This window comes from Haloarcula hispanica ATCC 33960 (assembly GCF_000223905.1).
Lineage (GTDB): Archaea > Halobacteriota > Halobacteria > Halobacteriales > Haloarculaceae > Haloarcula > Haloarcula hispanica.
In genome coordinates this window covers 2,557,766-2,580,484 of sequence record NC_015948.1, presented here as the reverse complement: position 1 = coordinate 2,580,484, position 22,719 = coordinate 2,557,766, and the positions used below count along the sequence as shown (strand labels likewise).

The 22,719-nt window shown below is 63.3% G+C and carries 26 protein-coding genes and 1 tRNA gene; 19 read left to right on the top strand and 8 right to left on the bottom strand.

All coding sequences use genetic code 11. The annotated features are described in order from the left end of the window. Nucleotides 1–37: 37 nt before the first annotated feature. From HAH_RS12970 to flaJ, 6 genes are read left to right on the top strand one after another with little or no spacing between them, the layout of a single operon-like run. Nucleotides 38–1,690, top strand: coding sequence for a FlaD/FlaE family flagellar protein (locus HAH_RS12970; protein ID WP_014041336.1), 1,653 nt, complete (start codon nt 38–40; stop codon nt 1,688–1,690). Then, entirely contained in the window at nt 1,674–2,111 is a 438-nt protein-coding gene (locus tag HAH_RS12965) for a flagellar protein F (protein WP_014041335.1), read from the top strand. Before HAH_RS12970 ends, HAH_RS12965 begins: the two co-directional genes overlap by 17 nt. 1 nt (nt 2,112) lies before the next feature. Continuing rightward, on the top strand, nt 2,113–2,565 hold the full coding sequence (locus HAH_RS12960; RefSeq protein ID WP_014041334.1) for a CARDB domain-containing protein: 453 nt from the start codon (nt 2,113–2,115) through the stop codon (nt 2,563–2,565). Beyond that, on the top strand, nt 2,562–3,323 hold the full coding sequence (locus tag HAH_RS12955) for an ATPase domain-containing protein (RefSeq protein WP_014041333.1): 762 nt from the start codon (nt 2,562–2,564) through the stop codon (nt 3,321–3,323). The genes HAH_RS12960 and HAH_RS12955 overlap by 4 nt, the downstream gene beginning before the upstream one ends. A gap of 14 nt (nt 3,324–3,337) precedes the next feature. Next, nucleotides 3,338–5,011, top strand: a complete 1,674-nt coding sequence (locus tag HAH_RS12950; protein ID WP_023843417.1) for a type II/IV secretion system ATPase subunit — start codon at nt 3,338–3,340, stop codon at nt 5,009–5,011. A gap of 2 nt (nt 5,012–5,013) precedes the next feature. Then, entirely contained in the window at nt 5,014–6,762 is a 1,749-nt protein-coding gene (flaJ, locus tag HAH_RS12945) for an archaellar assembly protein FlaJ (protein ID WP_014041331.1), read from the top strand. Nucleotides 6,763–7,052: 290 nt separating this feature from the next. On the opposite strand, the gene HAH_RS12940 is transcribed toward flaJ, so the two are convergent. Then, nucleotides 7,053–8,150 (bottom strand): aminopeptidase, encoded by a 1,098-nt coding sequence (locus tag HAH_RS12940; protein ID WP_014041330.1) that lies wholly within the window; start codon nt 8,148–8,150, stop codon nt 7,053–7,055. A gap of 268 nt (nt 8,151–8,418) precedes the next feature. Between HAH_RS12940 and gnd the strand changes: the two genes are divergently transcribed. Beyond that, complete coding sequence (gene gnd, locus HAH_RS12935) at nt 8,419–9,318, top strand: phosphogluconate dehydrogenase (NAD(+)-dependent, decarboxylating) (RefSeq protein ID WP_014041329.1); 900 nt, start codon at nt 8,419–8,421, stop codon at nt 9,316–9,318. A gap of 18 nt (nt 9,319–9,336) precedes the next feature. On the opposite strand, the gene HAH_RS12930 is transcribed toward gnd, so the two are convergent. Next, the gene (locus tag HAH_RS12930) at nt 9,337–9,786 is read right to left on the bottom strand and encodes a type IV pilin (protein WP_129755612.1); all 450 of its coding nucleotides are present in this window, start codon (nt 9,784–9,786) and stop codon (nt 9,337–9,339) included. Nucleotides 9,787–9,931: 145 nt separating this feature from the next. On the opposite strand from HAH_RS12930, the gene HAH_RS20395 reads away from it, so the two are divergent. The 6 genes from HAH_RS20395 (at nt 9,932) to HAH_RS12900 (ending at nt 14,551) form a co-directional block, all read left to right on the top strand. Further along, on the top strand, nt 9,932–10,516 hold the full coding sequence (locus HAH_RS20395; RefSeq protein WP_014041327.1) for a 2Fe-2S iron-sulfur cluster-binding protein: 585 nt from the start codon (nt 9,932–9,934) through the stop codon (nt 10,514–10,516). Between the two features lie 49 nt (nt 10,517–10,565). Further along, nucleotides 10,566–10,638: transfer RNA gene (locus tag HAH_RS12920), tRNA-Arg, on the top strand. A gap of 232 nt (nt 10,639–10,870) precedes the next feature. Next, nucleotides 10,871–11,755 carry an NAD(P)H-binding protein gene (locus HAH_RS12915; protein WP_014041326.1) on the top strand — a complete coding sequence of 295 codons (885 nt, stop codon included), beginning with the start codon at nt 10,871–10,873 and terminating at the stop codon, nt 11,753–11,755. 43 nt (nt 11,756–11,798) lie between these two features. Further along, complete coding sequence (locus HAH_RS12910; RefSeq protein WP_014041325.1) at nt 11,799–12,701, top strand: NAD-dependent epimerase/dehydratase family protein; 903 nt, start codon at nt 11,799–11,801, stop codon at nt 12,699–12,701. A 112-nt stretch (nt 12,702–12,813) separates the two neighbouring features. Continuing rightward, a complete protein-coding gene (locus tag HAH_RS12905; RefSeq protein WP_014041324.1) occupies nt 12,814–14,211 on the top strand; it encodes a selenium-binding family protein in 1,398 nt (465 codons plus the stop codon). 22 nt (nt 14,212–14,233) lie between these two features. After that, on the top strand, nt 14,234–14,551 hold the full coding sequence (locus HAH_RS12900; RefSeq protein WP_014041323.1) for a 2Fe-2S iron-sulfur cluster-binding protein: 318 nt from the start codon (nt 14,234–14,236) through the stop codon (nt 14,549–14,551). A gap of 16 nt (nt 14,552–14,567) precedes the next feature. Here HAH_RS12900 and HAH_RS12895 read toward each other — a convergent pair whose 3' ends face one another. Next, nucleotides 14,568–14,792 carry a hypothetical protein gene (locus HAH_RS12895; RefSeq protein ID WP_044952285.1) on the bottom strand — a complete coding sequence of 75 codons (225 nt, stop codon included), beginning with the start codon at nt 14,790–14,792 and terminating at the stop codon, nt 14,568–14,570. A gap of 215 nt (nt 14,793–15,007) precedes the next feature. Here HAH_RS12895 and HAH_RS12890 point away from each other — a divergent pair, with 215 nt between their 5' ends. Beyond that, on the top strand, nt 15,008–15,340 hold the full coding sequence (locus HAH_RS12890; protein ID WP_014041321.1) for a hypothetical protein: 333 nt from the start codon (nt 15,008–15,010) through the stop codon (nt 15,338–15,340). A 61-nt stretch (nt 15,341–15,401) separates the two neighbouring features. Next, nucleotides 15,402–16,730: a M28 family peptidase gene (locus HAH_RS12885; RefSeq protein WP_014041320.1), complete on the top strand. Its 1,329-nt coding sequence runs from the start codon at nt 15,402–15,404 to the stop codon at nt 16,728–16,730. Between the two features lie 466 nt (nt 16,731–17,196). Here HAH_RS12885 and HAH_RS12880 read toward each other — a convergent pair whose 3' ends face one another. After that, a complete protein-coding gene (locus tag HAH_RS12880) occupies nt 17,197–17,886 on the bottom strand; it encodes a hypothetical protein (protein ID WP_014041319.1) in 690 nt (229 codons plus the stop codon). A 134-nt stretch (nt 17,887–18,020) separates the two neighbouring features. Here HAH_RS12880 and HAH_RS12875 point away from each other — a divergent pair, with 134 nt between their 5' ends. The 4 genes from HAH_RS12875 (at nt 18,021) to queC (ending at nt 20,348) form a co-directional block, all read left to right on the top strand. Beyond that, the gene (locus tag HAH_RS12875) at nt 18,021–18,299 is read left to right on the top strand and encodes a hypothetical protein (RefSeq protein WP_014041318.1); all 279 of its coding nucleotides are present in this window, start codon (nt 18,021–18,023) and stop codon (nt 18,297–18,299) included. A gap of 94 nt (nt 18,300–18,393) precedes the next feature. Continuing rightward, a complete protein-coding gene (locus HAH_RS12870; protein ID WP_014041317.1) occupies nt 18,394–18,843 on the top strand; it encodes a 6-pyruvoyl trahydropterin synthase family protein in 450 nt (149 codons plus the stop codon). Then, complete coding sequence (locus tag HAH_RS12865; RefSeq protein ID WP_014041316.1) at nt 18,843–19,625, top strand: 7-carboxy-7-deazaguanine synthase QueE; 783 nt, start codon at nt 18,843–18,845, stop codon at nt 19,623–19,625. Before HAH_RS12870 ends, HAH_RS12865 begins: the two co-directional genes overlap by 1 nt. 24 nt (nt 19,626–19,649) lie before the next feature. Continuing rightward, a complete protein-coding gene (gene queC, locus HAH_RS12860; protein ID WP_014041315.1) occupies nt 19,650–20,348 on the top strand; it encodes a 7-cyano-7-deazaguanine synthase QueC in 699 nt (232 codons plus the stop codon). Nucleotides 20,349–20,383: 35 nt separating this feature from the next. On the opposite strand, the gene HAH_RS12855 is transcribed toward queC, so the two are convergent. The 4 genes from HAH_RS12855 to HAH_RS12840 all read right to left on the bottom strand — a co-directional run bounded on the left by HAH_RS12855 (nt 20,384) and on the right by HAH_RS12840 (nt 22,665). After that, nucleotides 20,384–20,767: a methylglyoxal synthase gene (locus HAH_RS12855; protein ID WP_014041314.1), complete on the bottom strand. Its 384-nt coding sequence runs from the start codon at nt 20,765–20,767 to the stop codon at nt 20,384–20,386. 50 nt (nt 20,768–20,817) lie between these two features. Then, the gene (locus tag HAH_RS12850; protein WP_014041313.1) at nt 20,818–21,096 is read right to left on the bottom strand and encodes a HalOD1 output domain-containing protein; all 279 of its coding nucleotides are present in this window, start codon (nt 21,094–21,096) and stop codon (nt 20,818–20,820) included. Between the two features lie 225 nt (nt 21,097–21,321). Beyond that, nucleotides 21,322–21,981 (bottom strand): helix-turn-helix domain-containing protein, encoded by a 660-nt coding sequence (locus tag HAH_RS12845; RefSeq protein WP_005537411.1) that lies wholly within the window; start codon nt 21,979–21,981, stop codon nt 21,322–21,324. A 222-nt stretch (nt 21,982–22,203) separates the two neighbouring features. Further along, complete coding sequence (locus tag HAH_RS12840; RefSeq protein ID WP_014041312.1) at nt 22,204–22,665, bottom strand: deoxyuridine 5'-triphosphate nucleotidohydrolase; 462 nt, start codon at nt 22,663–22,665, stop codon at nt 22,204–22,206. Between the last annotated feature and the right edge of the window lie 54 nt (nt 22,666–22,719).

Below are 22,719 nucleotides of genomic sequence, written 5' to 3'. Positions count from 1 at the left end.
GAATATTCAAGAGTAGAAACAGCATGAGATACAAGAGATGAGTAGTCTCGCTCTCGTGCCGCTGGCTCCAGCCGTCTCACCGGAACTGGTTGGACTGGCACCCGCCCTCTTTGTCTTGCTGACCGGCGGGCTGGTCGGTATGAGCATCAAGAATATGTTCGACTCGATCCTGTCGGACGACGAGAGCGGGGACGCGAGCGAGGACGGCGGTGGCGGCGAGATGGCCGACGGCGGCGGCCTGATGGCCGACGATGGCGGTGGCGGCGGTGATGACCTCGGCGGTCTGGGTGGGCTCGACGACGGTGGCGACGACATGGGTGGGTTCGGTGACGACGAGTTCGGCGACATGGAAGACGCGAGCGGACCCGACACCGACGAACTGGAACACCGTCTCGACGAACTGGAAAACGAGGTCGGTAGCCTCTCTTCGACGGTCAACACGGTCCGGACAGAAAACGAGAGCATCTCCGAGTCCGTCGAAGAGACCGAGGAGAACGTCCGGAAGCTGCTCGATATCTACGAGATGGTCACCCGTGGCGTCAACCCCTTCGCCGACGACGTCGACGGCGGTATGGGCGGCATGGGCGAAGGCGGCGGCTCTTTCGGTCTGTTCGACGACGACGGGAGCGACGATACCGAGGAGGACATCGACGACGACGTCGCCAACGCCGACGCAGAGGGCTTTTTCGACGAAGACCTGACGGAGGACACTGGCGGCGACATGTCGATGGACGACGGCGGTGTCGACGACATGTTCCCCGACGACGGTGGCGACGACATGGGCGACTTCGAGGACGACGGCGGGTCGTTCGACGAGGAGTTCGACGACTTCGACGACACGGAGGACGACATGAGCATGGACGATGGGATGAGCATGGACGACGGGGAGAGTATGGACGAGGACAGCGACGACGGCGACGGCGGCAAATCGTTCGCAGAGCTCAAAGACGAGTACGAGTCCGGCGACGCCGAGTGGGCCGAGGGCGAGGAACCCGAGGAAGAGGCGGACGACGACGATGACCTGCTCGGCGAAGGCGATGACGACCTGCTGGGCGAGGAGGACGATATGCTGGGCGAGGAGGATTCGGACGACGATATGGGCGGGCTGGAAGACGACGACCTCTTCGACGAGGTCATCGAGGACGACGGGAGTGACGAGGCCGAGGCGGCTACGGAAGCCGAACCGGAGCCAGAGCCGGAACCCGAGCCAGCCGTGGAACCGGAGCCCGAGCCCGAGCCGGAACTGGAGCCGGAACCGGAACCGACTGCCACACAGACTGAGACGGCGGCCACCGGCAGTAGCGATGAGGCAGTGGCAGACGACAGCTCGGCCGCAGATGCGGACGACGGCGGGAAGCCGTATCTGTCGACGATGCCGGAAGGGTTCGCGGCGGACCTCATCATCGTCGAGTGGCTCGAGTTCCTGGTCCAGCACTCGGGCTACCGCGAGACGGCTCGCGCTATCGACTACTACGAGACTATCGACTGGATCGACGAGTCGGTCGCGGACCAGCTCAAGGAGTACCTCCGCGGCTTCAACGACGTGAACGACACCGGGGATGGGCTGTCTATCGACCACCACACGGAGAGCCTGCACTACATCTCGCAGCTTGACAGTGACAGCGGGGCTGACGCCGTTGCGCTCTCGAAACTGGTCGGTGGAGGTGGTTCCGATGGGATTCAGCGTTAGCGGCTCGGCAGCCGTCATCTTCGTGGCCGCGTTCATCGGCTTCGGAATGTTCTATTCCGCGACCGCGAACAGCTTCGAGCGCGTCAACGACGCTCGCGAGGACCAGCGAGACCAGCTGCTCGACCAGCAAAACACCGACATCTCGCTTGTCTCGGCGACATGGAACGCGAGCGGCAGCGAGAATCTCGTCGTGACCGTCGACAACACCGGCTCCGAGACGCTGTCGGTCGAAGCAACCGACCTGCTGGTCGACAACGACTATCAGGCGGGCTATGACACGACCGTTGACACCGACCCCTCGACGGATATCTGGGCGTCACAGGAGCGGTTAGAGATTACCGTCACCTCACTCAGTAGTCAACCCGACCGGGTGAAAGTCGTCACCGAGAACGGCATCGCCGAAACGATGGTGGTGAGCTAACATGGCGAGCGTTTCCGTCTCTCACCTGATCCTGTTCATCGCGTCGATGGCTATCGCCGCGAGCGTGGCCGGCGTCTTTACGAGCAGTATCGGCGAGCTGAGCAACGCTGTCTCGGAACAGGGGCTGGACGTGAGTAGCGACGTTCGGACCGACGTCGAAATCATCTCCGACAGCGGCAGCAACACCATCTATGATAACGGCGCGAACACAATCACGATTCACGTCAAAAACACCGGCTCAGAGACGTTAGCGCCAGTCCCCGGGCAGATAGATGTGTTCGTCGATGGGGCCTTCACCAGTGACTACACGGTGACGCTGGAGCCGGACGGCGGTAACAGCTGGCGGCCCGGTGAAGTCGTTCGCATCGACATCAACGGCAACCTTGACGGTGGCGACCACCGCCTCAAGCTGATTGTCAACGGCGACGAGGAGGTGTTCGAGTTCAACACATGAGTATCGCAAGTACTGACCTATTCTCGCTCGGACTGGACGATCACGACCGACTGAACAAGGAACTGGGCGGCGGTATCCCGCCCGGCAGTATCATCCTCGTCGAGGGTGACTACGGGGCCGGCAAATCCGCCATGAGCCAGCGGTTCACCTACGGCCTTTGTGAGGAGGGCCACGAAGTGACCTACCTCTCGACGGAACTCACCGTCGGGAGCTTCCTCGACCAGATGCACTCGCTGTCGTATGACATGGTCGACCACATCCTCGACGAGGACGTGCTGTTCCTGCACGCCGACATCGGCGAGTCGAACGCGCTCACCGGCGGTGACGAACAGTCCGAGCGGAAGGAACTCCTCAAGCGGCTGATGGAGGCTGAAGTGATGTGGGACGCCGACGTCGTCGTCATCGACACGTTCGACGCCATCCTCCGGAACGATCCCAAGTTCGAAGCCCTCGTTCGGCAAAACGAGGAACGACAGGCCGCACTGGAGGTCATCTCCTACTTCCGGGATGTCATCTCACAGGGCAAATGCATCATGCTCACCGTCGACCCGTCGACGCTGGACGAGGAGGCTATCGGTCCGTTCCGGGCCATCGCCGACGTGTTCATCGAACTGGAGATGATCGAGGTCGGCAACGACGTGCGCCGGCAGATCAACGTCCTCCGATTCGCCGGCATGGGCGAACAGGTCGGTGACACCATCGGGTTCTCGGTCCGCTCGGGAACCGGCATCGTCATCGAATCGCGCAGCGTCGCCTAGAGGTGATATAAGATATGACAGACCACGGACGTGCGAAACCGTCGGACGAACTTCGGCAGATGGCAGCGCGGCGGCCCCACCTGCGGGACCACCTGAAGAAGTTCAAGCAGATCACCGGTGAGTTCCCAATGCTCATCGACGAGGCCGACGACGAGTACGAGACGAACCGGCCGAACGTGCTCTACCCGGTCGGCGGCCCCATCTTCTGTCATATCTACGGCGACGTGGGCCAGGACATGAAGTACTACGCCATCGAGCCGGAACTCGACGAGGACGAGCGGGCCGTCTTCGGAAAGGTCCGGAACCGTCTGCTCCAGCGCAGCGTCAACAAGCCCGCGCCCGAAAACGAAGCCCAGTTCGACGACCGTATCGAGGAACTCCTGCAGGAAACCACCAAAGTCCGAGACGAAGACAGCGACAGCGGCGTCCTCACGCGCCTGTCGAACCTGACCGACGTGAACAGCGTCGAGGTCACACAGGAGACCTACGAGAACATCCTCTACCGGCTGAACCGCGACATCGTCGGCCTCGGCCCGCTCGAACCGGTCATGCGCGACCCGGCCAACGAGGACATTCACGTTATCGGCCGCAGCGAATGTCACGTCGACCACGGGGTCTACGGGATGCTCGAAACCACTGTCGAGTGGCAGAGCGAGGAGGCCTTCGACCAGTGGCTCCGCAACATGGGCGAACGGATGGGTGACCCGGTCTCTGACTCGGACCCTATCGTCGACTCGACGCTGCCGGACGGGTCGCGTCTGAACCTTATCTACTCCGACGACGTGAGCCTCAAAGGCCCGTCGCTCACCATCCGTCAGGGCGACGACGTTCCGCTCTCGATTTTCCAGATTACCAAGTGGATGACGCTGTCGCCGCAACTGGCCGCGTATCTCTGGCTCTGTCTGGAGAACGAACAGACGGTGTTCGTGGTCGGGGAGACGGCGTCCGGGAAGACGACGACGCTGAACGCCATCACCTCGTTCATCCCCGACGACGCGAAGATCTACACCGCGGAGGACACCGCCGAGGTGCTGCCCCCGCACAACACCTGGCAGCAACTCCTCACTCGTGAAGGCGAAGACGAGGGGACCAGTATCGACATGTTCGACCTCGTCGCCGCTGCACTGCGTTCCCGCCCCGACTACATCATCGTCGGGGAGGTTCGTGGTGAGGAAGGGCGGATGGCGTTCCAGGCCGCCCAGACCGGCCACCCGGTGATGCTGACCTTCCACGCGAGCGACATCGTCTCGATGATTCAGCGCTTCACCGGCGAACCGATCAACGTCCCCGAGACGTTCATGGACGTGGCCGACGTGGCGCTGTTCCAGAACCGCGTCAAGCAGGGCGATCAGGTCCTGCGCCGCGTGACGAGCGTTCAGGAGATCGAGGGGTACTCGAAGGAGATGGACGGTGTCGTCACCCGGCAGGTGTTCAACTGGGACCCCGTCGAGGACGAGATCATCTTCCAGGGGATGAACAACTCCTTCGTCCTCGAAGAGCAGATAGCGACCCTCCTGGGGTACGAGGACACGCGTGACATCTACGACGACCTCCAGTTCCGTGCTGACATGATCGAGCGGGCCATCCAGGAGGGGATTCTGGGGTATCACGAAGTCAACGACTTCATCTCGGACTTCCAGCGTGACGGCGTCGAAGGGATTCCGTTCAACATCGCCAGGCCTGACTAACGATGGCACAGGGCGAAGCCGAAAGCGGACTCGACCTGACGATATCCGAGACGATCCAGTCGCTCGTGGAGTCCTACCGCCAGATGACGATCCCGCTGGAGCGGTATCTCTTCCTCATCCTGCTACCAGCCGTCGCCTTTTTCGTTATTTCGACGGTCGTCGCCTTGCTGCTGGATCAACCCCTTGCGGTCCGAGCACCGATTCCCCTGCTTGGATTTCTGGTGATGGCGTCGGCGATTTTCTACCCAAAGATCCTCCTGAGCCAGCGCAAACGCGAACTCAACAACCGGTTTCACCTGCTTATCACGCACATGACCGTGCTCGCGACGACGAAAATCGACCGCATGGAAGTGTTCCGAACGCTGGCCGAGGAAGACGAGTACGGCGAACTCGCGATGGAGATGCACCGCATCGTCCAGCTAGTCGACACCTGGAACCTGAGCCTCGACGACGCCTGCCGTCGCCGGGCCAAACAGGTCCCGAGCCGCGCAGTTTCGGACTTCTTCGACCGCCTCGCGTACACGCTCGGGGCCGGACAGGGACTCGACGATTACCTCCTGACTGAACAGGAGCAGATCATCCAGCACTACTCGACGGTGTACAAGAGCTCGCTCGACAGCCTGGAAGTCATGAAGGACCTCTACCTCTCGATGATTCTGTCGATGACGTTCGCGCTGGTGTTCGCCGTCGTCCTGCCGGTGCTGACCGGAACGAACCCGACGATGACCGTCAGCGCCGTCATCGTGATGTTCGTGTTCGTCCAGACCGGCTTCTACCTCGCCATCCGCTCGATGGCCCCCTACGACCCGGTGTGGTTCCACCCGGTCGACTACCCGTCGCCGATCGAGTCCAAACTCAACAAATCGATGGTCGCCGGTGTGGGGCTGTCGATGCTGCTCGTGTTCATCACGCTTGGGGGGATGCTCGGCATCTCGCCGATCACGCTGAACGACCTCTTTTTCATGTTCGACGAGGTGCCGCTGCCGCTGTACGCCGCCGCGCCGATCACGCCGATGCTCATCCCCGGCATCGCCTTCCGACAGGAAGAACAGCGCATCAAGGACCGGGACTCCGAGTTCCCGAACTTCATCCGTGCGCTCGGGGCGACCGAGGGCGCGAAGCAGTCGACGACCGGTGCGGTGCTTCGTACCCTCCGCAAGAAGGACTTCGGCGCGCTCTCGCCCAACATCGATAATCTCTACAAACGACTGAATATGCGGATCGAGCCGACCTCTGCCTGGCGCTTTTTTACCGCCGACTGTCGCTCCTATCTCATCCAGACCTTCTCCGAGATGTACCTCATCGGCCGCGAGATGGGTGGATCGCCAAAGCAACTGGGCGAGCTTATCTCCGAGAACATGAATCAGGTGCTGCAACTCCGCCAGAAGCGCAAGCAGGCGGCAACGACGCTTGTGGGCCTCCTCTACGGGATGACCGCCGCGTCGACCTTCGCCTTCTTCATCGGCCTGCAGGTCGTCAACATCCTCGCCGACATGTCACTCAACCTGTCCACTGGGAGCCGACTCGACGCCGCCTCGCTCATCAATACCAGCGTCTACAACATCCCGCTCATCGAGTTCCTGCTGATCATCATTATCATGTTCGGCGCGATGCTGTCATCGTTGATGATCCGGACCGTTGACGGTGGCCACAACGCCAACACCTACATGCACTTCGTGGTGCTCTCGTGGATCGGCGCAATTACTGGGACGTTTACGAAGTGGCTGGTGTCGCAGTTCCTCTCTATCTAGTACCTTTTTACTTCGTCGCCCTTCCTCGCGGCGCTTCGCGCCGCTGTGGGAGGGCTCCTCGCAAAAATCTACGCTAAAAACGACCTCCGAGTCGCGGCCTGCGGCCGCGCTCGGAGTGAAACCGCTCGCTCCGCTCGCGGTACATCAGCAGCGCAGCCTTCGGCAGGCCTGCCCTTCCCCGGGTCGCGCCACGGAGGGCGCTCCCGGCCCACGGATCATGACATCTATTCCCGGCCCACAGCACCGCGACAGTGGCTCTCCGCAAGCACGCCGCAGCAGTCCCGCGACAGCTACCCTTCGAAGCCGTCTTCCCAGCGGAACAGGCCGTCTTTCTGAATCGTCTCGCCGTCGACTTCGAGCCGCGACCCCTCGCCCATCGTCGTGATGAGGTCCTCGTGGACGGCGCTGTCGTTGCCGGATTTGCCCTCCGGCAGGCAGGCGTCGTACGCGCGCCCGAGCGCGAGGTGGACTGTCCCTCCCATCTTCTCGTCGAAGAGGATGTTGTCGGTGACGCGGTCGACGCCGCGGTTCATCCCGATGCCGAGTTCGCCCAGTTGGCGGGAACCGCCGTCGGTCCCGATGATTTCGCCGATGACACCCTCGCCCTGTTCGGCCGCCCAGTCGACGACAACTCCGTCCTTGAACGTCAGCTCGACGTTTTTCACCCGGCGGCCCTGTATCGTCATCGGCACGTCGAAGGTGACGACGCCGGCGGTGTCGTAGGGCGCGGTGAACACCTCGCCGGAGGGGAGGTTGTGCGAGTCGTAGGCCACGCTGGCGGCGGAGTTGACGGCGATACGGCCGTCGATGTACAGCGTGATGTCCGTCCCGTCGGCCACGATTCGGACCTCTTTGCCGTCGTCGAGGATATCCTTCAGTTGGGCCTGCTCCTCCGCCAGCGCCTCCCAGTCCCGGAGCGTTGCGTCGTAGACGAAGTCTTTGTAGTCAGCGTAGGCCATCCCGGCCTGCTGGGCCATCGCCCGCGTCGGGTGCTGGGTCGACACCCAGTCGGTGTCCAGACGGGCCTCCCTGATTGCCTGTCGCGCCGTCGAGTACGCCTGTCGCTGGTCGCTGTCCACGTCGGCCGTCTCGGTAGTGTTCCGCGACCCTTTCAGGAACAGCACGCTGTCGGCCCGTTCGTACAGCGCCAGTTCGTACTCGGGGTTCTCGGTGAATGACCCGTTGTGGGCCCCCAGATAGGCCCGCGTGAGTTCGTCCGACTGGTACGTCGACAGGAGGTTCGCGCCGCGGTCGCCAAGCTGCTCGGCCACGGCGACTGCGAGATCGTGTGCACCGTCCTCGACAGCCACGACCACGTCGTCGCCCGCGTCGATGCGAGCGCTCCAGTCGACGAGAATCCTGGCGTGTTCGCGTATGCGGTCGTCCATATTCTCACCAAGAGTGGCCGGAACAAAACGGCGGTGATCCCGGGATTACAACGGACGATGTGATTGTATTCCGTGGATTTTTTGCGTTCCAGAGCCGGAGTATCCGGTGCAGTACGGGACAGGACTCGTGGCAATTGCTGGCTCCCACGACCGCTTCCGAGACGGTCGGCTGGGGCGGTACCATGACTGACGACGGCACGGGTGGTGTTCGTGCCACGCTTTTCTGTCGAACCGCAATCCCTACCTGTTCGGTCGGCGACTCCCCGGTATGGAACTTGGCGTCATCGGACTCGGACGCATGGGCCGAATCGTGGTCGACCGCGTGCTCGAAGCCGGCCACGAGGTCGTCGTCTTCGATATCGACGAGAAGAGCGTCGCCGACGCAGCTGAAGCCGGTGCACAGCCGGCATCGTCCATCGCCGACCTCGCGGCGAAACTCGGCTCGGAGAAACGAATCTGGCTGATGGTCCCAGCCGGGGACCCGGTCGACGCCGCGCTGGATGAACTGGCCCCATCACTGGACGATGACGATATCGTGGTCGACGGCGGTAATTCCTACTTCGAGGACTCGGTTCGCCGTGCCGAGTCGACCGATGCGGCCTACCTCGACTGTGGCACCTCCGGCGGCCCCGCCGGTGCGGAGCTGGGCTTCTCGCTGATGGTCGGCGGCCCGCAGTGGGCCTACGACGAACTGGTTCCCGTCTTCGACGCCGTCGCGACCGGCCCCGACGGCCACGACCGGATGGGGCCGGCGGGGTCGGGCCACTACGTCAAGATGGTTCACAACGGGGTCGAGTACGCGCTGATGCAGACCTACGGCGAGGGCTTCGAACTGCTGGCTAACGGCCGGTACGACCTCGATCTGGAATCGGTCGCAAACACCTGGAACAACGGGGCCGTCATCCGCTCGTGGCTGCTGGAGCTCTGCGAGGAAGCGTTCCGCGAGGAGGGCAACGACCTCGGCGACGTGGCCGACCGCGTCGAAGGCGGGTCGACTGGGACGTGGACCGTGCAAGAAGCGCTCGAACAGGAGGTGCCGATCCCGCTCATCTACCAGTCGTTGGCCGAGCGGTTCGGCTCGCGGGCCGACGACGGCCGCTTCTCGCGCCGCCTCGCCAGCCGCCTCCGATACGGCTTCGGTCGCCACGACGTCCCACGTCGGACGTGAGTGTGCTACCGTATCGCTTCAGAACTCGCTTGCCTGAGCGGTACCCTTTGCGAGCACCGTTGTCTGGTCGTCCCCGTGCCAAACGAGGCTGACTTCAGCTCCGTCTTCGACGCTAACGCGTGACTGGTCGCCGGCGGTCACCTCGCCGTCGTCATCGTCCCACCCCACTGTTCGTCCGTCCGCCACTTCGATAGTGAGTTGCTCTGCACTGATCGTATCACCACCGTCATGTGTCACGACGGCAACGACGCCGTCTGTCGTCTCCTCGTACTCGAACGTGAACGAGGCCTGCGGGGCCACAGCTACGTCGCCGCCACTGCTACCCATGCCCAGTACGAAGGACGCAATTATCGCCGCGACGATGATGATGATCGGAATCAGGATGAACAGGACAGCCACGCCGACGCCCAGTCCGACGAGTACCTTTCCGGCGGTACCGAGATCGTTCCACGAATCTTTTAGTCCCACGACATACTCCATTAATTGATAGTACTAAACACTGTGGAAATTAATCGCCCGTCGCCGGGCACACAGTCGTCTGGTGGCCGGGCCGTTCGCGGGCGGCTGCGGGTGAAACAACAGCTAATTAAACCAGTATTCCATAGCCGGACACATGGTAGAACTCGTTGGACTCGCCGCCGGGGCCACGCTCACCCTGATAGTGGTCGCGCTCCACTACGCCAAAGGGACCGGTTGGGAGGCACCGGAAGACATCTCCCAGGAGGTCCTCGAGCAGCGGGCCGCGACAGTCCCCGAGACGGACTTCCCGGAGCCGTACAACCGCTCTATCGGTGGTGGCGGTGCCACAGCGATTCCGGCTGGTGAGGCCGAAGGCGAACTCGGCGAAGGCGAGGAGGCCGAAGAGGAGGACGAGGGCTTCGACCCCGACGACATCGCCGAGGACGAGGTCGAGTACTACGAGATCGAATTCGCCAAGGAGGGTGAAACGATCGAGGTCGCCAACAACGAGCCGCTCCTTGACGCCGGCGAGGAGGAAGGCTGGGACCTCCCCTATGCCTGCCGCGAGGGCCAGTGTATCTCCTGTGCCGGCCACATCGAGGACGGCCCGGCCGAGGACTACATCCGCCACAGCAACAACGATTCGCTGATGGACGACGACATGGAGGAGGGGTACTGCCTGACCTGTGTCGCGTACCCGACCAGCGACTTCACCCTTGAAACTGGCGAGTCACCTTGACGCTGCGGTTCACAACCGTTAAGACGGACAGTCTGATAGCACTTTTCGTGGGCGGCTAGTTCAGCGGACAGAACGCCTGGTTCCGGACCAGATGGTCGGGGGTTCAAATCCCTCGCCGCCCGCTATTCTGCGAGGAACGGATGTGACGAGCGAATAGCAACACAAGAGCGGTTTGAACCCTGCCAGTCGCGCGCAGCGGAGCGAGCACGTCTGGCTTCGGTTCAAATCCCTCGCCGCCCGCTATTTTGCGGCCACACTGTGACCGATACGTCTCGTCCTACAGCTCTAGACAGCGGCAGGACTGCACGGCAATCGCCGCAACGTCCTTGAGGTTCCGACACAAGGTACGAACACATGCGTGTGCTCGTTATGGGTGCGACCGGATTCATCGGACAGCGACTGGTTCATACCCTGGCCGAAGCGGGCCACGAGGTGGTGGCGTTCTCCCGGAGCGCGAGCGAGGAATCCTTTCCCGACGGCGTCGAGCCGTTCGAGGGCGATCTCGGCGAGCCGGACTCTCTCGATGGCTTCTGTGACGATATCGACGTTGCGTACTACCTCATCCACTCGCTCACGTCCGAGAACTTCGCCGAGCTAGACCGGCGCTACGCCCGTCGGTTCGCTGACTCGGCGTCGGCTGCGGGGGTCGACAGGGTCGTCTATCTCAGCGGTATCAGCGGTGACGAGGAGAATCTCTCACCCCATCTGGCGTCGCGGCGCGAAGTCGAATCGGTGCTCGCAGAAGGGTCGTTCGATCTGACAGTGCTTCGGGCGGCGGTCATCATCGGCCCGGAAAGTGCGAGCTTCCGAATCGTCGACGACCTGACCGACCGCCTGCCGCTGATGCTCGTCCCCAAGTGGGTCCGAACGCCGTGTCAGCCCATCGGCGTCGACGACGCAATCAGCTACCTCGTGGAGCTACTCGGTGCCGACGAGACCCGCGGCGAGACCTACGACATCGGCGGGCCGTCGGTGTGGTCCTACGAGTCGCTGCTGAAACTCACCGCCGCGGAGAAGGGCAAGCGGGTGTTTATCATTGCCGTGCCGGTGATGACGCCGGGCCTGTCCTCGCACTGGCTTCGCTTCACGACAGACGTACAGTACGCCATCGCGCGGCCGCTGGCCGAGAGTATGCGGAACCCGGTTACGGTTGACCCGGAGATGGACCTGCAGGACGTCGTGCCGATTGACCAGACGCCGATCAAGGACGCCGTTCGGCGGTCGCTGATGGCATCGTAGGCCCTGCGGGACTGTTTTGGGGCTGTGCGGTGCAGACGTAGCTATGCCCGAATCGGTCGCCGTTACTGGTGGCAACGGCCGCGTCGGCCAGCACGTCCTCGAACACCTGACTGCAGCGGGGTATCGAACGGTCAACCTCTCCCGTGGGAAACGGGAGGAAGACCATTCGGACGCATACGTCAGGACTGACCTGCTCGATGCGGGCGAGGTCTACGGCGCACTCGCAAAATCCGGCCCCGACGCGGTCGTCCATCTCGGGATGATTCCCACGCCCGACCACACGCCGGGGTACCGGACCTACGAGAGCAACGTCATGTCCAGCTATCATGTGCTGGAGGCGGCCGGCGAACTGGGTGTCGATACGGTTGCCCTGGCGTCGAGTTTCAGCGCTATCGGCGGCGGGTTCGAATCAGACCCCATCACAGTCGACTACCTTCCGATCGACGAGGACCACCGCCTCACGCCGTCGAACCCGTATGCAATGGGGAAACAGGCACTGGAGATCACCGCCGACGGGTTCGCTCGCCGGAGTGCGGACGCCCCGGACACTATCACGTCGCTTCGGCTTCCGTGGGTCGTCGACGACGACCTGGCCAGGGAGACGTTCGTCGAGGCAGACCGGACACTCACCGGGTCTCGGGCGTCACCGCACTTCCACACCCAGCGGAACACGCTGTACGCGTACGTCCACACCACCGACGCCGTTCGGCTCGTTGAGCGGGCCGTCGCGGCGTCGTTCGACGGCCACGAACGCGTCTGGGTCTCGGCACCAGATACGAGCGCCGAGACGCCGAGCGCCGAACTCGCGGCGGAACTGTACCCTGATGCTGACTACCGGGGGCCGACAGCCGACGACGAGAACCCGTATGCGACGCTCATCGACACGACGAAAGCCGAGCGGCTGCTCGACTGGGAGCCGACTTGGAGCTGGCGACAACTGGCGTGAAGTCAGCGGCGGCCCGCGCATCGATCCGGACGCCGCCATTACCACGCCGCATGTAGCGGCCGTTTCATCCGGAACACGTTGCTAAAATGTAATGTGTATGTAACTAACAAGCATGAGTGACGCCGAACAGCCGTCAGAGAGCGAGACACACGACCATCACGAGCATCACGACCACGAGGGGCCGGGCTATGCCACCCCGCAGGCGGCCATTGAGGAGGCCGAGCGCGAACGGACCGCCTACGTGATGGGGCTGCACGTCGGCCAGGACGTCGACGCGCCGGACTTCCTGGCCGTCGTCGACGTAGACCCCGACTCAGACACGTACAGTGAAATCATCAACCGGGTCCAGATGCCGAACAAGGGCGACGAACTCCACCACTTCGGGTGGAACGCCTGCTCGTCGTCGTGCCACATGGAGGGGCTGGAGCGCCGACACCTCGTCATTCCCGGCCAGCGCTCCTCGCGCATCCACATCGTCGACACGAAGGAGCGCCGCGACCCCGAACTGACGAAAGTCATCGAACCGGAGGCGGTGTACGACCACGACCTCTCCGCGCCCCACACCGTCCACTGCATCCCCGACGGTGAGATTCTCATTTCCATGCTCGGCGATGCCGACGGCGACCTCCCTGGCGGCTTTCTGGAACTGAACGACGACTTCGAGGTGCAGGGCCGATGGGACCCGCCCGGCGAGATCGAGATGAACTACGACTACTGGTACCAGCCCCGCCAGAACGTGATGCTGTCGACGGAGTGGGCGGCCCCGAAGACGTACTACCCCGGCTTCGACCTGGACGATGTCGAGGACGGCAAGTACGGCCAGCGGCTCAACTTCTGGGACTGGGAGGCCGGCACCGTCGAGCAGACCATCGACCTCGGCGAGGACGGCCTGATTCCGCTAGAGGCCCGCTTCCTGCACACGCCCGAGAGCACGCACGGCTACGTCGGCGCGGCGCTATCCTCGAATATCATCCATTTCCATGAATCGGATGGCGAATATCACGCCGAGCCGGTCATCGAGTTCGACGACCGCGAACACGAGGGGTGGGACATGCCGGTCCCGGCACTGGTGACGGACATCCTCATCTCGATGGACGACCGCTACCTCTTCGGGTCGAACTGGCTCCACGGCGAGGTGTGGATGTACGACATCTCGGACCCGTCGAACCCCCGAAAAGCCGATTCCATCTCTATCGGCGGCTACTTCGGCGACATCGAGCAGGTCCAGGGTCGTGATATTGTCGCCGGGCCGCAGATGCTCCAGCTCTCGCTCGACGGCGATCGGCTGTACTGGACGACCTCACTGTTTTCGTCGTGGGACAACCAGTTCTTCCCCGAGGAGGCCGAGCAGGGGTCGGTGATGCTCAAAGCCGACGTAGACCCGCGGACGGGGACGATGTCGCTGGACCGGGATTTCCTCGTGGACTTCGGCGACCTACCCGAAGGCCCTGCTCGCGCCCACGAGATCCGGTGGCCCGACGGCGACTGTACCAGCGACGTGTGGCAATGAGGACGATGCGACTGGGCGGCCGATGACCGAGGTCCTGCTGGACTGGCGGGACAGCGACCGGACGGAGACGGTTTCGGTGCCAGACGGCGAAACGATACTCGACGCCGCGGAGGCCGCGGATATCGGGCTGCCGTTCGGCTGTCGAACCGGAGCGTGCGGGACCTGTACCGCTCGCCTGCTGTCCGGCGACGTGGTCCATCACCGCCCGCCGCGGGCGCTCAAAGAGCAGCATCTGGCGGACGGCTACGTCCTGCTCTGTGTCGCCGAGCCGACGACCGACGCGCACCTCGCCGTCGGCGCGACGGTACAGGCCGAACTGGTGCCGAACCCCTGGAAGTAACCAGCACCGATTCCACTCAGCCCGACAGCGCTTGCTGGAGGGTTTGTCCCAGAAACCCGATAGCTGGAATGACGAACACTGTCGCGTGGACCCAGGCGTCGTAGGTGATGTCGCCAGGCTTGGTCAGGAGAAACAGGCCATAGAGGACGATCATCACGACGACCCACAGGACGGTGATGACCAGGAACGGCACGGCGTCCCGGACCGGCTCGGCGACCGCTTCGCGCAGTGTGGCGGACATACCCGGGTAGTCGGACGGAATCGGCAAAAGCGTACCCCGCGACGGTCCGAACCCTGCCGCCGGTTCGATGCAGTCGGTTTCGGCTTCGATGGCCGCCGGCACGTCCGCGACGGCGCTGTCATCGATGCCGTGCCCCGGACAACGGCGCACCGGACCGCTGACCGGCCAGCTATCGGGAGCCGATTTTATGTATCCTCTCCAGCCATCTCCCAGATATGACCTTCCTCCCGGTTGTTGTCGCCCTGTTCGTGTCGCCGTCCGTCACCGCGCTGGTGTACGCCGACGCCAGGCGGCGCGACCTGTCCCAGCGGTACTGCACCGCCGCCGCCTCCGCCGTCGGTCTCGCCAGTTTCGGCGGGTTTCTCGCCGCGAGTGTCCTCGGTAGCGGGCTCCTTTCGGCGTTCTACCGCCTGTTGGACCGGCCGGTCATAGCCGTCACGCCGCTCGACCTCCTTTTCTCGCTGCTCTTCTTCGGACTCGCAATCACTGCAGTCGCAGTTCTGGGATACGGGTTCGCCAGCCGGTACGGCCCGCTCGCCCCTTCGTAATTGCTTCATCGGCCGCCCGACGACCCCTAATTTCAAACCCGGCACGGCCCCACCGGGACGTATGGACGACACTGACTGGATCGGCGAGACGTTCACCAGCACGGCCGGCTGGGATCACTTGGAGACGCTGGTCGACATCGGGAACCGGATGGCAGGCAGCGACGGCGAACGGGCGGCCGCAGAAGCGACTCGGGACGCGCTGGCGGCGTACGCCCGCGACGCTCGGCTCTCGGAGTTCGCAATCCAGGGCTGGGAACGGGGCGACAGCGCCGTCCACGTTGACGGGTCGCCGGTCGCGGCGCAGGCCCACGAGTGTATCGCTCTGCCGCGGTCGCCGGCCGGCGAGGTGACCGGTGAACTGGTCGACGTTGGGCACGGCCTCCCGGAGGAGTTCGAAGACGCCGACTGCGAGGGCAAAGTAGTGCTGGCCCGCTCCGACGTGCCCGACTGGTACGACCGGTACATCCACCGACGGGAGAAGTACTATCACGCCGTCGAGGCCGGCGCAGTCGGATTCGTTTACCGCAACCACGTCGAGGGCGTCCTGCCGCCGACCGGAAGCGTCGGGACAGCAGACGCACCTATCGGCGAGATTCCGGCTATCGGCGTCGCCAGCGAGACGGGCGCGCGACTGTCGCGTCGCTACGCGGGCAACGATATCACTGTCAGCGTCGACTGCGGGACGCCCGACGCGACGAGCCAGAACGTCCACGCCGAACTGGGACCGGACACCGACGAACGACTGTTGGTGACCAGCCACGTCGACGCTCACGACATCGCGGAGGGGGCGATGGACAACGGGGCCGGAACGGCGATGGTCGTCGAGGCCGCCCGCGCGCTGGCCGGCCGCGAAGACGAACTGGAGACACGCGTGGAGTTCGTCGCCTTCGGTGCCGAGGAGGTCGGCCTCGTGGGGTCGAACCGCCTCGCCGACGAAACTGCTCCCGACGACGTGACGGCCGTGCTCAACTTCGACGGCGTCGTCCAGAGCCGCACGCTGAAGTGTTACACCCACGGCTTCGACGCACTCGCGGCCGCCGCCGAGGACGTGGCCGACCGCTTCGATCACCCAATCTCGCTCACGCCGGAGCAAGGCCCCCACAGCGACCACTGGCCGTTCGTACGCCGGGGCGTCCCCGGCTATCATGTGACCAGCGAAACCGGCGGTGAGGGGCGTGGCTGGGGCCACACCCACGCCGATACGCTGGACAAACTGGAACCCCGGACGTTCCGCGAGCAGGCCGTCCTCCTGACCGAACTCGCCGTGACACTTGCAGACGACTCAGTGCGATCTGCTCACAAAGACCCCGCAGAGATAGCCGATGCGCTCGAAGCCCAGAACCTCGCCGAAGGGATGCGGATTACAGGTGACTGGCCCTTCGACGACTGACGCGACGCCAGTCACTTCACTGCCGCGTTCGACTCCCGCCACCTGTGCGAAAGAACTACCAGATTTCTAGCATTTTCGCCTCCTCCAGTGTTCCGGTTCTCTGGTCGCTGACGATTGGATATAATGATTTACTCAGTATAGAAGTAACATATTTCGTAGGTTATTTACCATATGGGTACCTGGAAATCGATGGCAGGTTGATTGGTCTACGTACTGTAGCCGTATGTGAACGCCGTCACCGGCGTTCGCTGCCAAGCTCCCATGCTTATCGGTCTCGCGGAGTCCGAGGCCGAGTCGACGTGAGTAAACCATCCCTGCCGTCGTCAGTCAACACCAACACCAATACCTGACACAACGGCCGTCCATGTGCCAAGACGGCCGTCGTGTCCACTTTCGGACTATTCCTCTGAGGAACACCAGTCAGTAGCGAGCGCGATGCAAGGCGACACCCAGCGGCGGAGCCGGTCTATGACTCGTAGGCCTGTTCTACGTCAGCCTTCGCCGACGGAATGACCTGCTGTTCAGCCCGTCGCATCGACCGCAACGCCTCGTCGGTGAACTCGACGTCGAGCGTAGGGAGGGCTCGTGCCAGACCGCCCAGCACCTCACCGGGGTCGATGGTGAGTTCGAAGGCGAAGGCGTTCTGATTCTCCCGCAGTGGGACGGAGAACTCGAAATGGGTCTGGACGATGTCCGTCGCCCTCTCCTGATCATATGCGTCGGTGACAGCCGTCCAGAAGTCGTCGCTGTCGGCGGCGACAAGCGGTGCGAGGTCGTCCCCGAACGACTGCTGGCGGGCCAGCAGGCTCTCTCGAATCCGGTCCCGGCGGTCGCCATGGACGGTGTCTCGAAGTGCGTTCCAGTAGATATCACGGGCCAGCACTTCGTCAGCATAGGTCTCGAACGCCGCGTCAGTGGCGGCGTAATCCAGTACGGGCTCCAGTTGGGCGAGTATCTGTTGCTGGTAGGACTGGAGTTTCGGCCGGACGACGTGGCGCTCCAGCGGGCGGCTGTTGTTCAGCAGTTTGCCCGCAACGCGGCTTCCGCTCCCGTTTGACCCGCGTAGCACGGCTGCCACGTCGAAGGCCGCGTACGTCTCGTCGACGAACTGCGAGAGGTAACGTTCGAACTCCCGTTCGACGGCACGTCGTGTCACACCCGACTCTGTGGGCTGCAGCGACCTATCCCTTACGCCGATGTCCGCTGCCGATAGTCGTTCGCGATACGGGCCGCCGCCCATCGCTGTACAACTAACACGAGCGTTATGACTGTGCATAACTAACCGCGGATGTGCCCAGAGACCTGCCCAGCGACGTCCATGCGGTGCTGACACAACTCGCTGAAGAGGGCGAAACAGCGATTATCGCGGCGGAGTTCGATACGGCCCGACAGACAGTTGCGACGGCTGAGACGGTCAGCCGGAACAAACTGCCGGAGTGTGATCTGCGGTCGCGGTTGTTGCACGGCTGCGAGCAAGTGAACACCGCGCTAGATAACGACCATCCCGATGCTGCCGCCGAGTATCTACGAGCGATGAACCGACGACTTGCGGCCGTCGACGACTGCTGATACCGGTCATCAAACTACTGTTGGCTCCGTAGTATCGAGACATTGGTGGGCCAGCTCCCGTGAGAGTTAAGACACCGAATGATAATACCGTGGTATGTCTCAGCGACTATCGAAGGCCGAGGACACGCTCGCCGACGCGGGCGAACGCGAACTCGTCGTCGGCGGTGACCGGCCGATCCGGATCTCTGCGGGCCATCGACTGCGACACCACGACGGGAAATGTTCGCGCCCACACGGACACAACTACGAGATAACTGTCCGCGTCACCGGCGAACTCACCGACGAGGGGTGGGTCGTCGACAAGGGCGGGGTCACGGACGTGGTCGACGAGTGGGACCACCGCTTCCTATTGGAGGCCGGCGACCCACTGGTCGAGGCCTTCGACGCCAGCGGCGACGGCGACGCTGTGGTCGTCCTCGACCACCCGCCGACAGCCGAAGTCATGGCGACGATACTGGAGCAGCGACTCGCCGACCGCCTCCCGGAGACGGTGTCGGACGTGGCTGTCTCCGTTCGGGAGACCAGCGAACTCTGTACCCGCTGATGCCGGTCGCAAACGACGCGCCCGGGCTCGATATCGAGGGGACCGCCGTCGACGCGGAGACGGGCGATCTCCCTATCAATGAACTGTTCCAGTCCCTTCAGGGCGAGGGCCGACTGGCCGGCGTCCCGAGCGTGTTCGTCCGGACCAGCGGCTGTAATCTGCGCTGTTGGTTCTGTGACTCCTATCACACCTCCTGGGAGCCGACCCACGACTGGTTCACCGTCGACGACGTGCTCGCCGCTATCGAGGAGTACGACGCCGACCACGTCGTCCTCACCGGTGGCGAACCGCTCATCCACGATTCGAGTGCGGACTTGCTAGAGCGGCTGGCCGACCGGGGCTACCACACGACGGTCGAGACCAACGGGACCGTCGTCCCCGACGCCCCTATCGACCTCGCCAGCGTCAGCCCGAAACTGGCCTCCAGTACGCCGACGGCCGAACGCGATCCCGATGGTGACGGCGAGTGGGCGGACCGCCACGAGGAGCGCCGGCTCGACCTGCCGACACTGGCCGAACTCGTCGAAACCTACGACACGCAACTCAAGTTCGTCGTCACGGGCCGCGAGGACATGGACGAAATCGAGCGCCTCGTCGAGCGACTCCGCGACGCCGCGTCTACCTGCGTTCGTGACGACGACGTGTTGCTGATGCCGGAAGGCCAGACGCGCGACCAACTCGAAGCGACCCGGGAAACGGTCGCGGACCTCGCGCTGGAGTTCGGCTACCGGTACACACCGCGACTCCACGTCGACCTCTGGAACGACGCACCGGGAACGTAACTGCTTGCGACACCACGTACAACGATGACCGACGATACCCGCGCTGTCGTGCTCGCCTCCGGCGGCATGGACAGCGCCACGGCGGCCTACGAAGCACAGACCCGCGGCTACGACCACCTGTACCTGCTGCACACCAGCTACGGGCAAAACACCGAAGACCGGGAGTACGACTGCGCCAGCGCGCTGGCCGACCACGTCGACGCGGCGGACTTCCTCCACGTCGAGACCGGCCACCTTACCCAGATAGGCGCGTCGTCGCTGACCGACGATTCGATGGACGTGGCGGACGCCGACACCGACAGCGACGAGATTCCGACCTCGTACGTCCCGTTCCGCAACGCCAATCTGCTGTCGATGGCGGTCTCCTACGCCGAGGCCAACGACTGCGGGGCCGTCTTCATCGGCGCACACAGCGAGGACTTCTCGGGGTACCCGGACTGCCGGCCCGCCTTCTTCGACGCCTTTCAGAGCGTTATCGACGCCGGCACGAAACCCGACACCGACATCGACCTCGTCGCACCCTTCGTCGAGTGGTCCAAGACCGACATCGCCGAGCGCGGCGTCGAACTCGGCGTCCCCTACGAGGACACCTGGAGTTGCTACCGGGACGACGAACCGGCCTGTGGGACGTGTGACGCCTGTGCCTTCCGGCTCGAAGCGTTCCAGCGAATCGGCGAACGTGACCCCATCGAGTACGCGGAACGGCCGACGTACGCGGAGTAAGTAGATTGCAGGCGGTTGTCTCCCGCTCCGACGGGCTAGTCGTCGGCTTCGTCCCGGACCAGCCCTTCCAGCACGTACTCCGCCGAGGTCCGCGTCGTCGCCAGCGGCACGTCGTGGACGTCACAGATACGCAGGAGTGCCGAGATGTCCGGCTCGTGGGGCTGTGCCGTCAGCGGGTCCCGGAGGAAGACGATGCCGTCCATCCGGCCCTCGGCGACCTCAGCGCCGATCTGCGTGTCGCCTCCCATCGGCCCGCTCTCCTTTCGTTCGACGGTGAGATCGGTCTCTGCCATGATGCGCTTGCTCGTCGTACCGGTCCCGACCAGGTCGAACTCCGACAGCGTGGCTTCGTAACTCTGTGCCAGGTCGATCATCTCGGGCTTCTCGTCGTCGTGTGCGATGAGTGCGACGCGGGTCATATCTGGGGCTCTCGGGCCATCGTCTTATGTCATTTGGACATAGCACCGACTCAACTGTCGACAGAAACCTCTCCGTCAGCGGTAATCGTCACGTCGTGTCCTTCGACACCGAACGTGAGCGACTCCGTCGTCCTCTCTGTGACGACCGCACGGAGTGACTCGATGTCGACGTACGTATCCAGTCCGTCAATATCGTCCGCATCTAGATCTGTCGCTTCGATCACCGCATCGGCAATAACATCACCTGCGGGTTCGGGGCTGACCCAGTCGTCGGACCCCTCCGTGGCCCGGTTCCGCAACATATACACAGTCCCCTCGTTCGAACTCATACCACAGTGTACGCTCCCTTCTCTTATAACAGCAGATGAGTGGTTTCACTGTCTGAAGTAACCGGTGTGCCGATGACAGACCATCGGTCTTGCATCTGACGACTGTCGCTTTGAGCAACGCAGAACGCAGCTATTCGGCACTACCTACCCCCGGACCCGCTGCTCACAGCGATTCGGCGTTCCACCACCTTCGTCTTCTCTCAACCGAACTCTGTTCCGCCCCGGTTACTCCGGCGGTGAGCCGACAAGCGGCCGCTCAGGGGCCGCCAGTGTGTTCTGGACCAGCGTCCGCGTCCCCCGCCGGAGCCGCTCCGAGGCGGCCTGACTGGAGATCCCGAGCTCCGCGGCGAGGTCCGAGAGGGACGATTCTCGCGGGACGGTGAAGTAGCCACGGTTGAGCGCGAGCAACAGTACTTCTTGCTGTGGATCCGTCACGCCGAACTGGGGAGAGGCTTCCGTGTCGTCGGTGATGGTCTGAATGTCGATGTTGATATCACTGGACACGAGCACGTCACGGAACGACAGCACCGAACTCTTCTCGGGGAACCGGGCTCGAAACACCCAGTCGTCGCCGGTCTGTGCGGCACCGAGTAGGAACCCGTCCGCGTTCAACAACGCTTCTCCGATCGTATCGATTATCGTGTCAGTTGTATGCAGGGTGTACCAGTGACCATCTCCTTCTGCCGCTACGTGGGCATAGTCGGTGATACTCTCGTCCTGGGCCAGATTCGCTTCGATGGCGGGCCGCTCGACGGGGCCAATCCAGGCGACGGCACGGCAGTCGCCACTCTCGCAGTGAAGTCGCTGTATCCGTATCGCTGCTTTACTCAGCGTTTCAGCTGTTCGCTGCAAGAGGGGGGCATCGATGTGAAATTCTACTATCATGTCTCACTGTCACGCAGCAACGGTGATAAACCCCGGTCAGACAGTTGTCGTACCTGAAAACGGTGCTTGTGTAATTTCCGGGTACTGAAGGCTGACGGCAGTATGGACCGAGGTATAGTTGCTTCAAGCACCAATCGATAGCACTCAGGAAATCCACTTAAATTCACAGCATGGCCTACCATGTCTCAGGCTATGAGACGTGTTTCGGACCGCGATCACGCATCAGAGATTCTCACCCTGATACGACCCCTCGTACGTCCCCTCGTGAGCGGCGTCGGCGAGAACGAGCTGTGCGATCCGCGCGCCCTGTTCGAGTTCTATGGGATGGTGGACCTCCAGTAACCCCTCACCTCGCCCCTCGTAGCCGGCGTCCCAGACGGCCGTATCGAGCATACACGAATTACGGAGCAACGACGACCGCGGGAGGAGAAAGCCGATGTGTCCATCCGGAATGACGACCCGGTCGGCGTACTCGACGATGTAGCCGCCGCGGTCGAGCTGATAGATCCCGTCGCTGGGTTCGAGTTCCCGACGGTCGCCGACGGTCTTGCCGCCGCGTTCGATGCGTCCCGGCTCGCTCTGCTCGTAGATCGCACCGAGCGTGAGGTCGACGCCGTTCGGTTGTACCTGTGATTCTCTCAGGTCGCCGAGGGAATCGGCGACGAACCGCCCGCTTTTGAACATACGCGATTCTGTGCGAGTGTCGTGGAAAGACCTGCCGATCTGGCCGACCGCCGT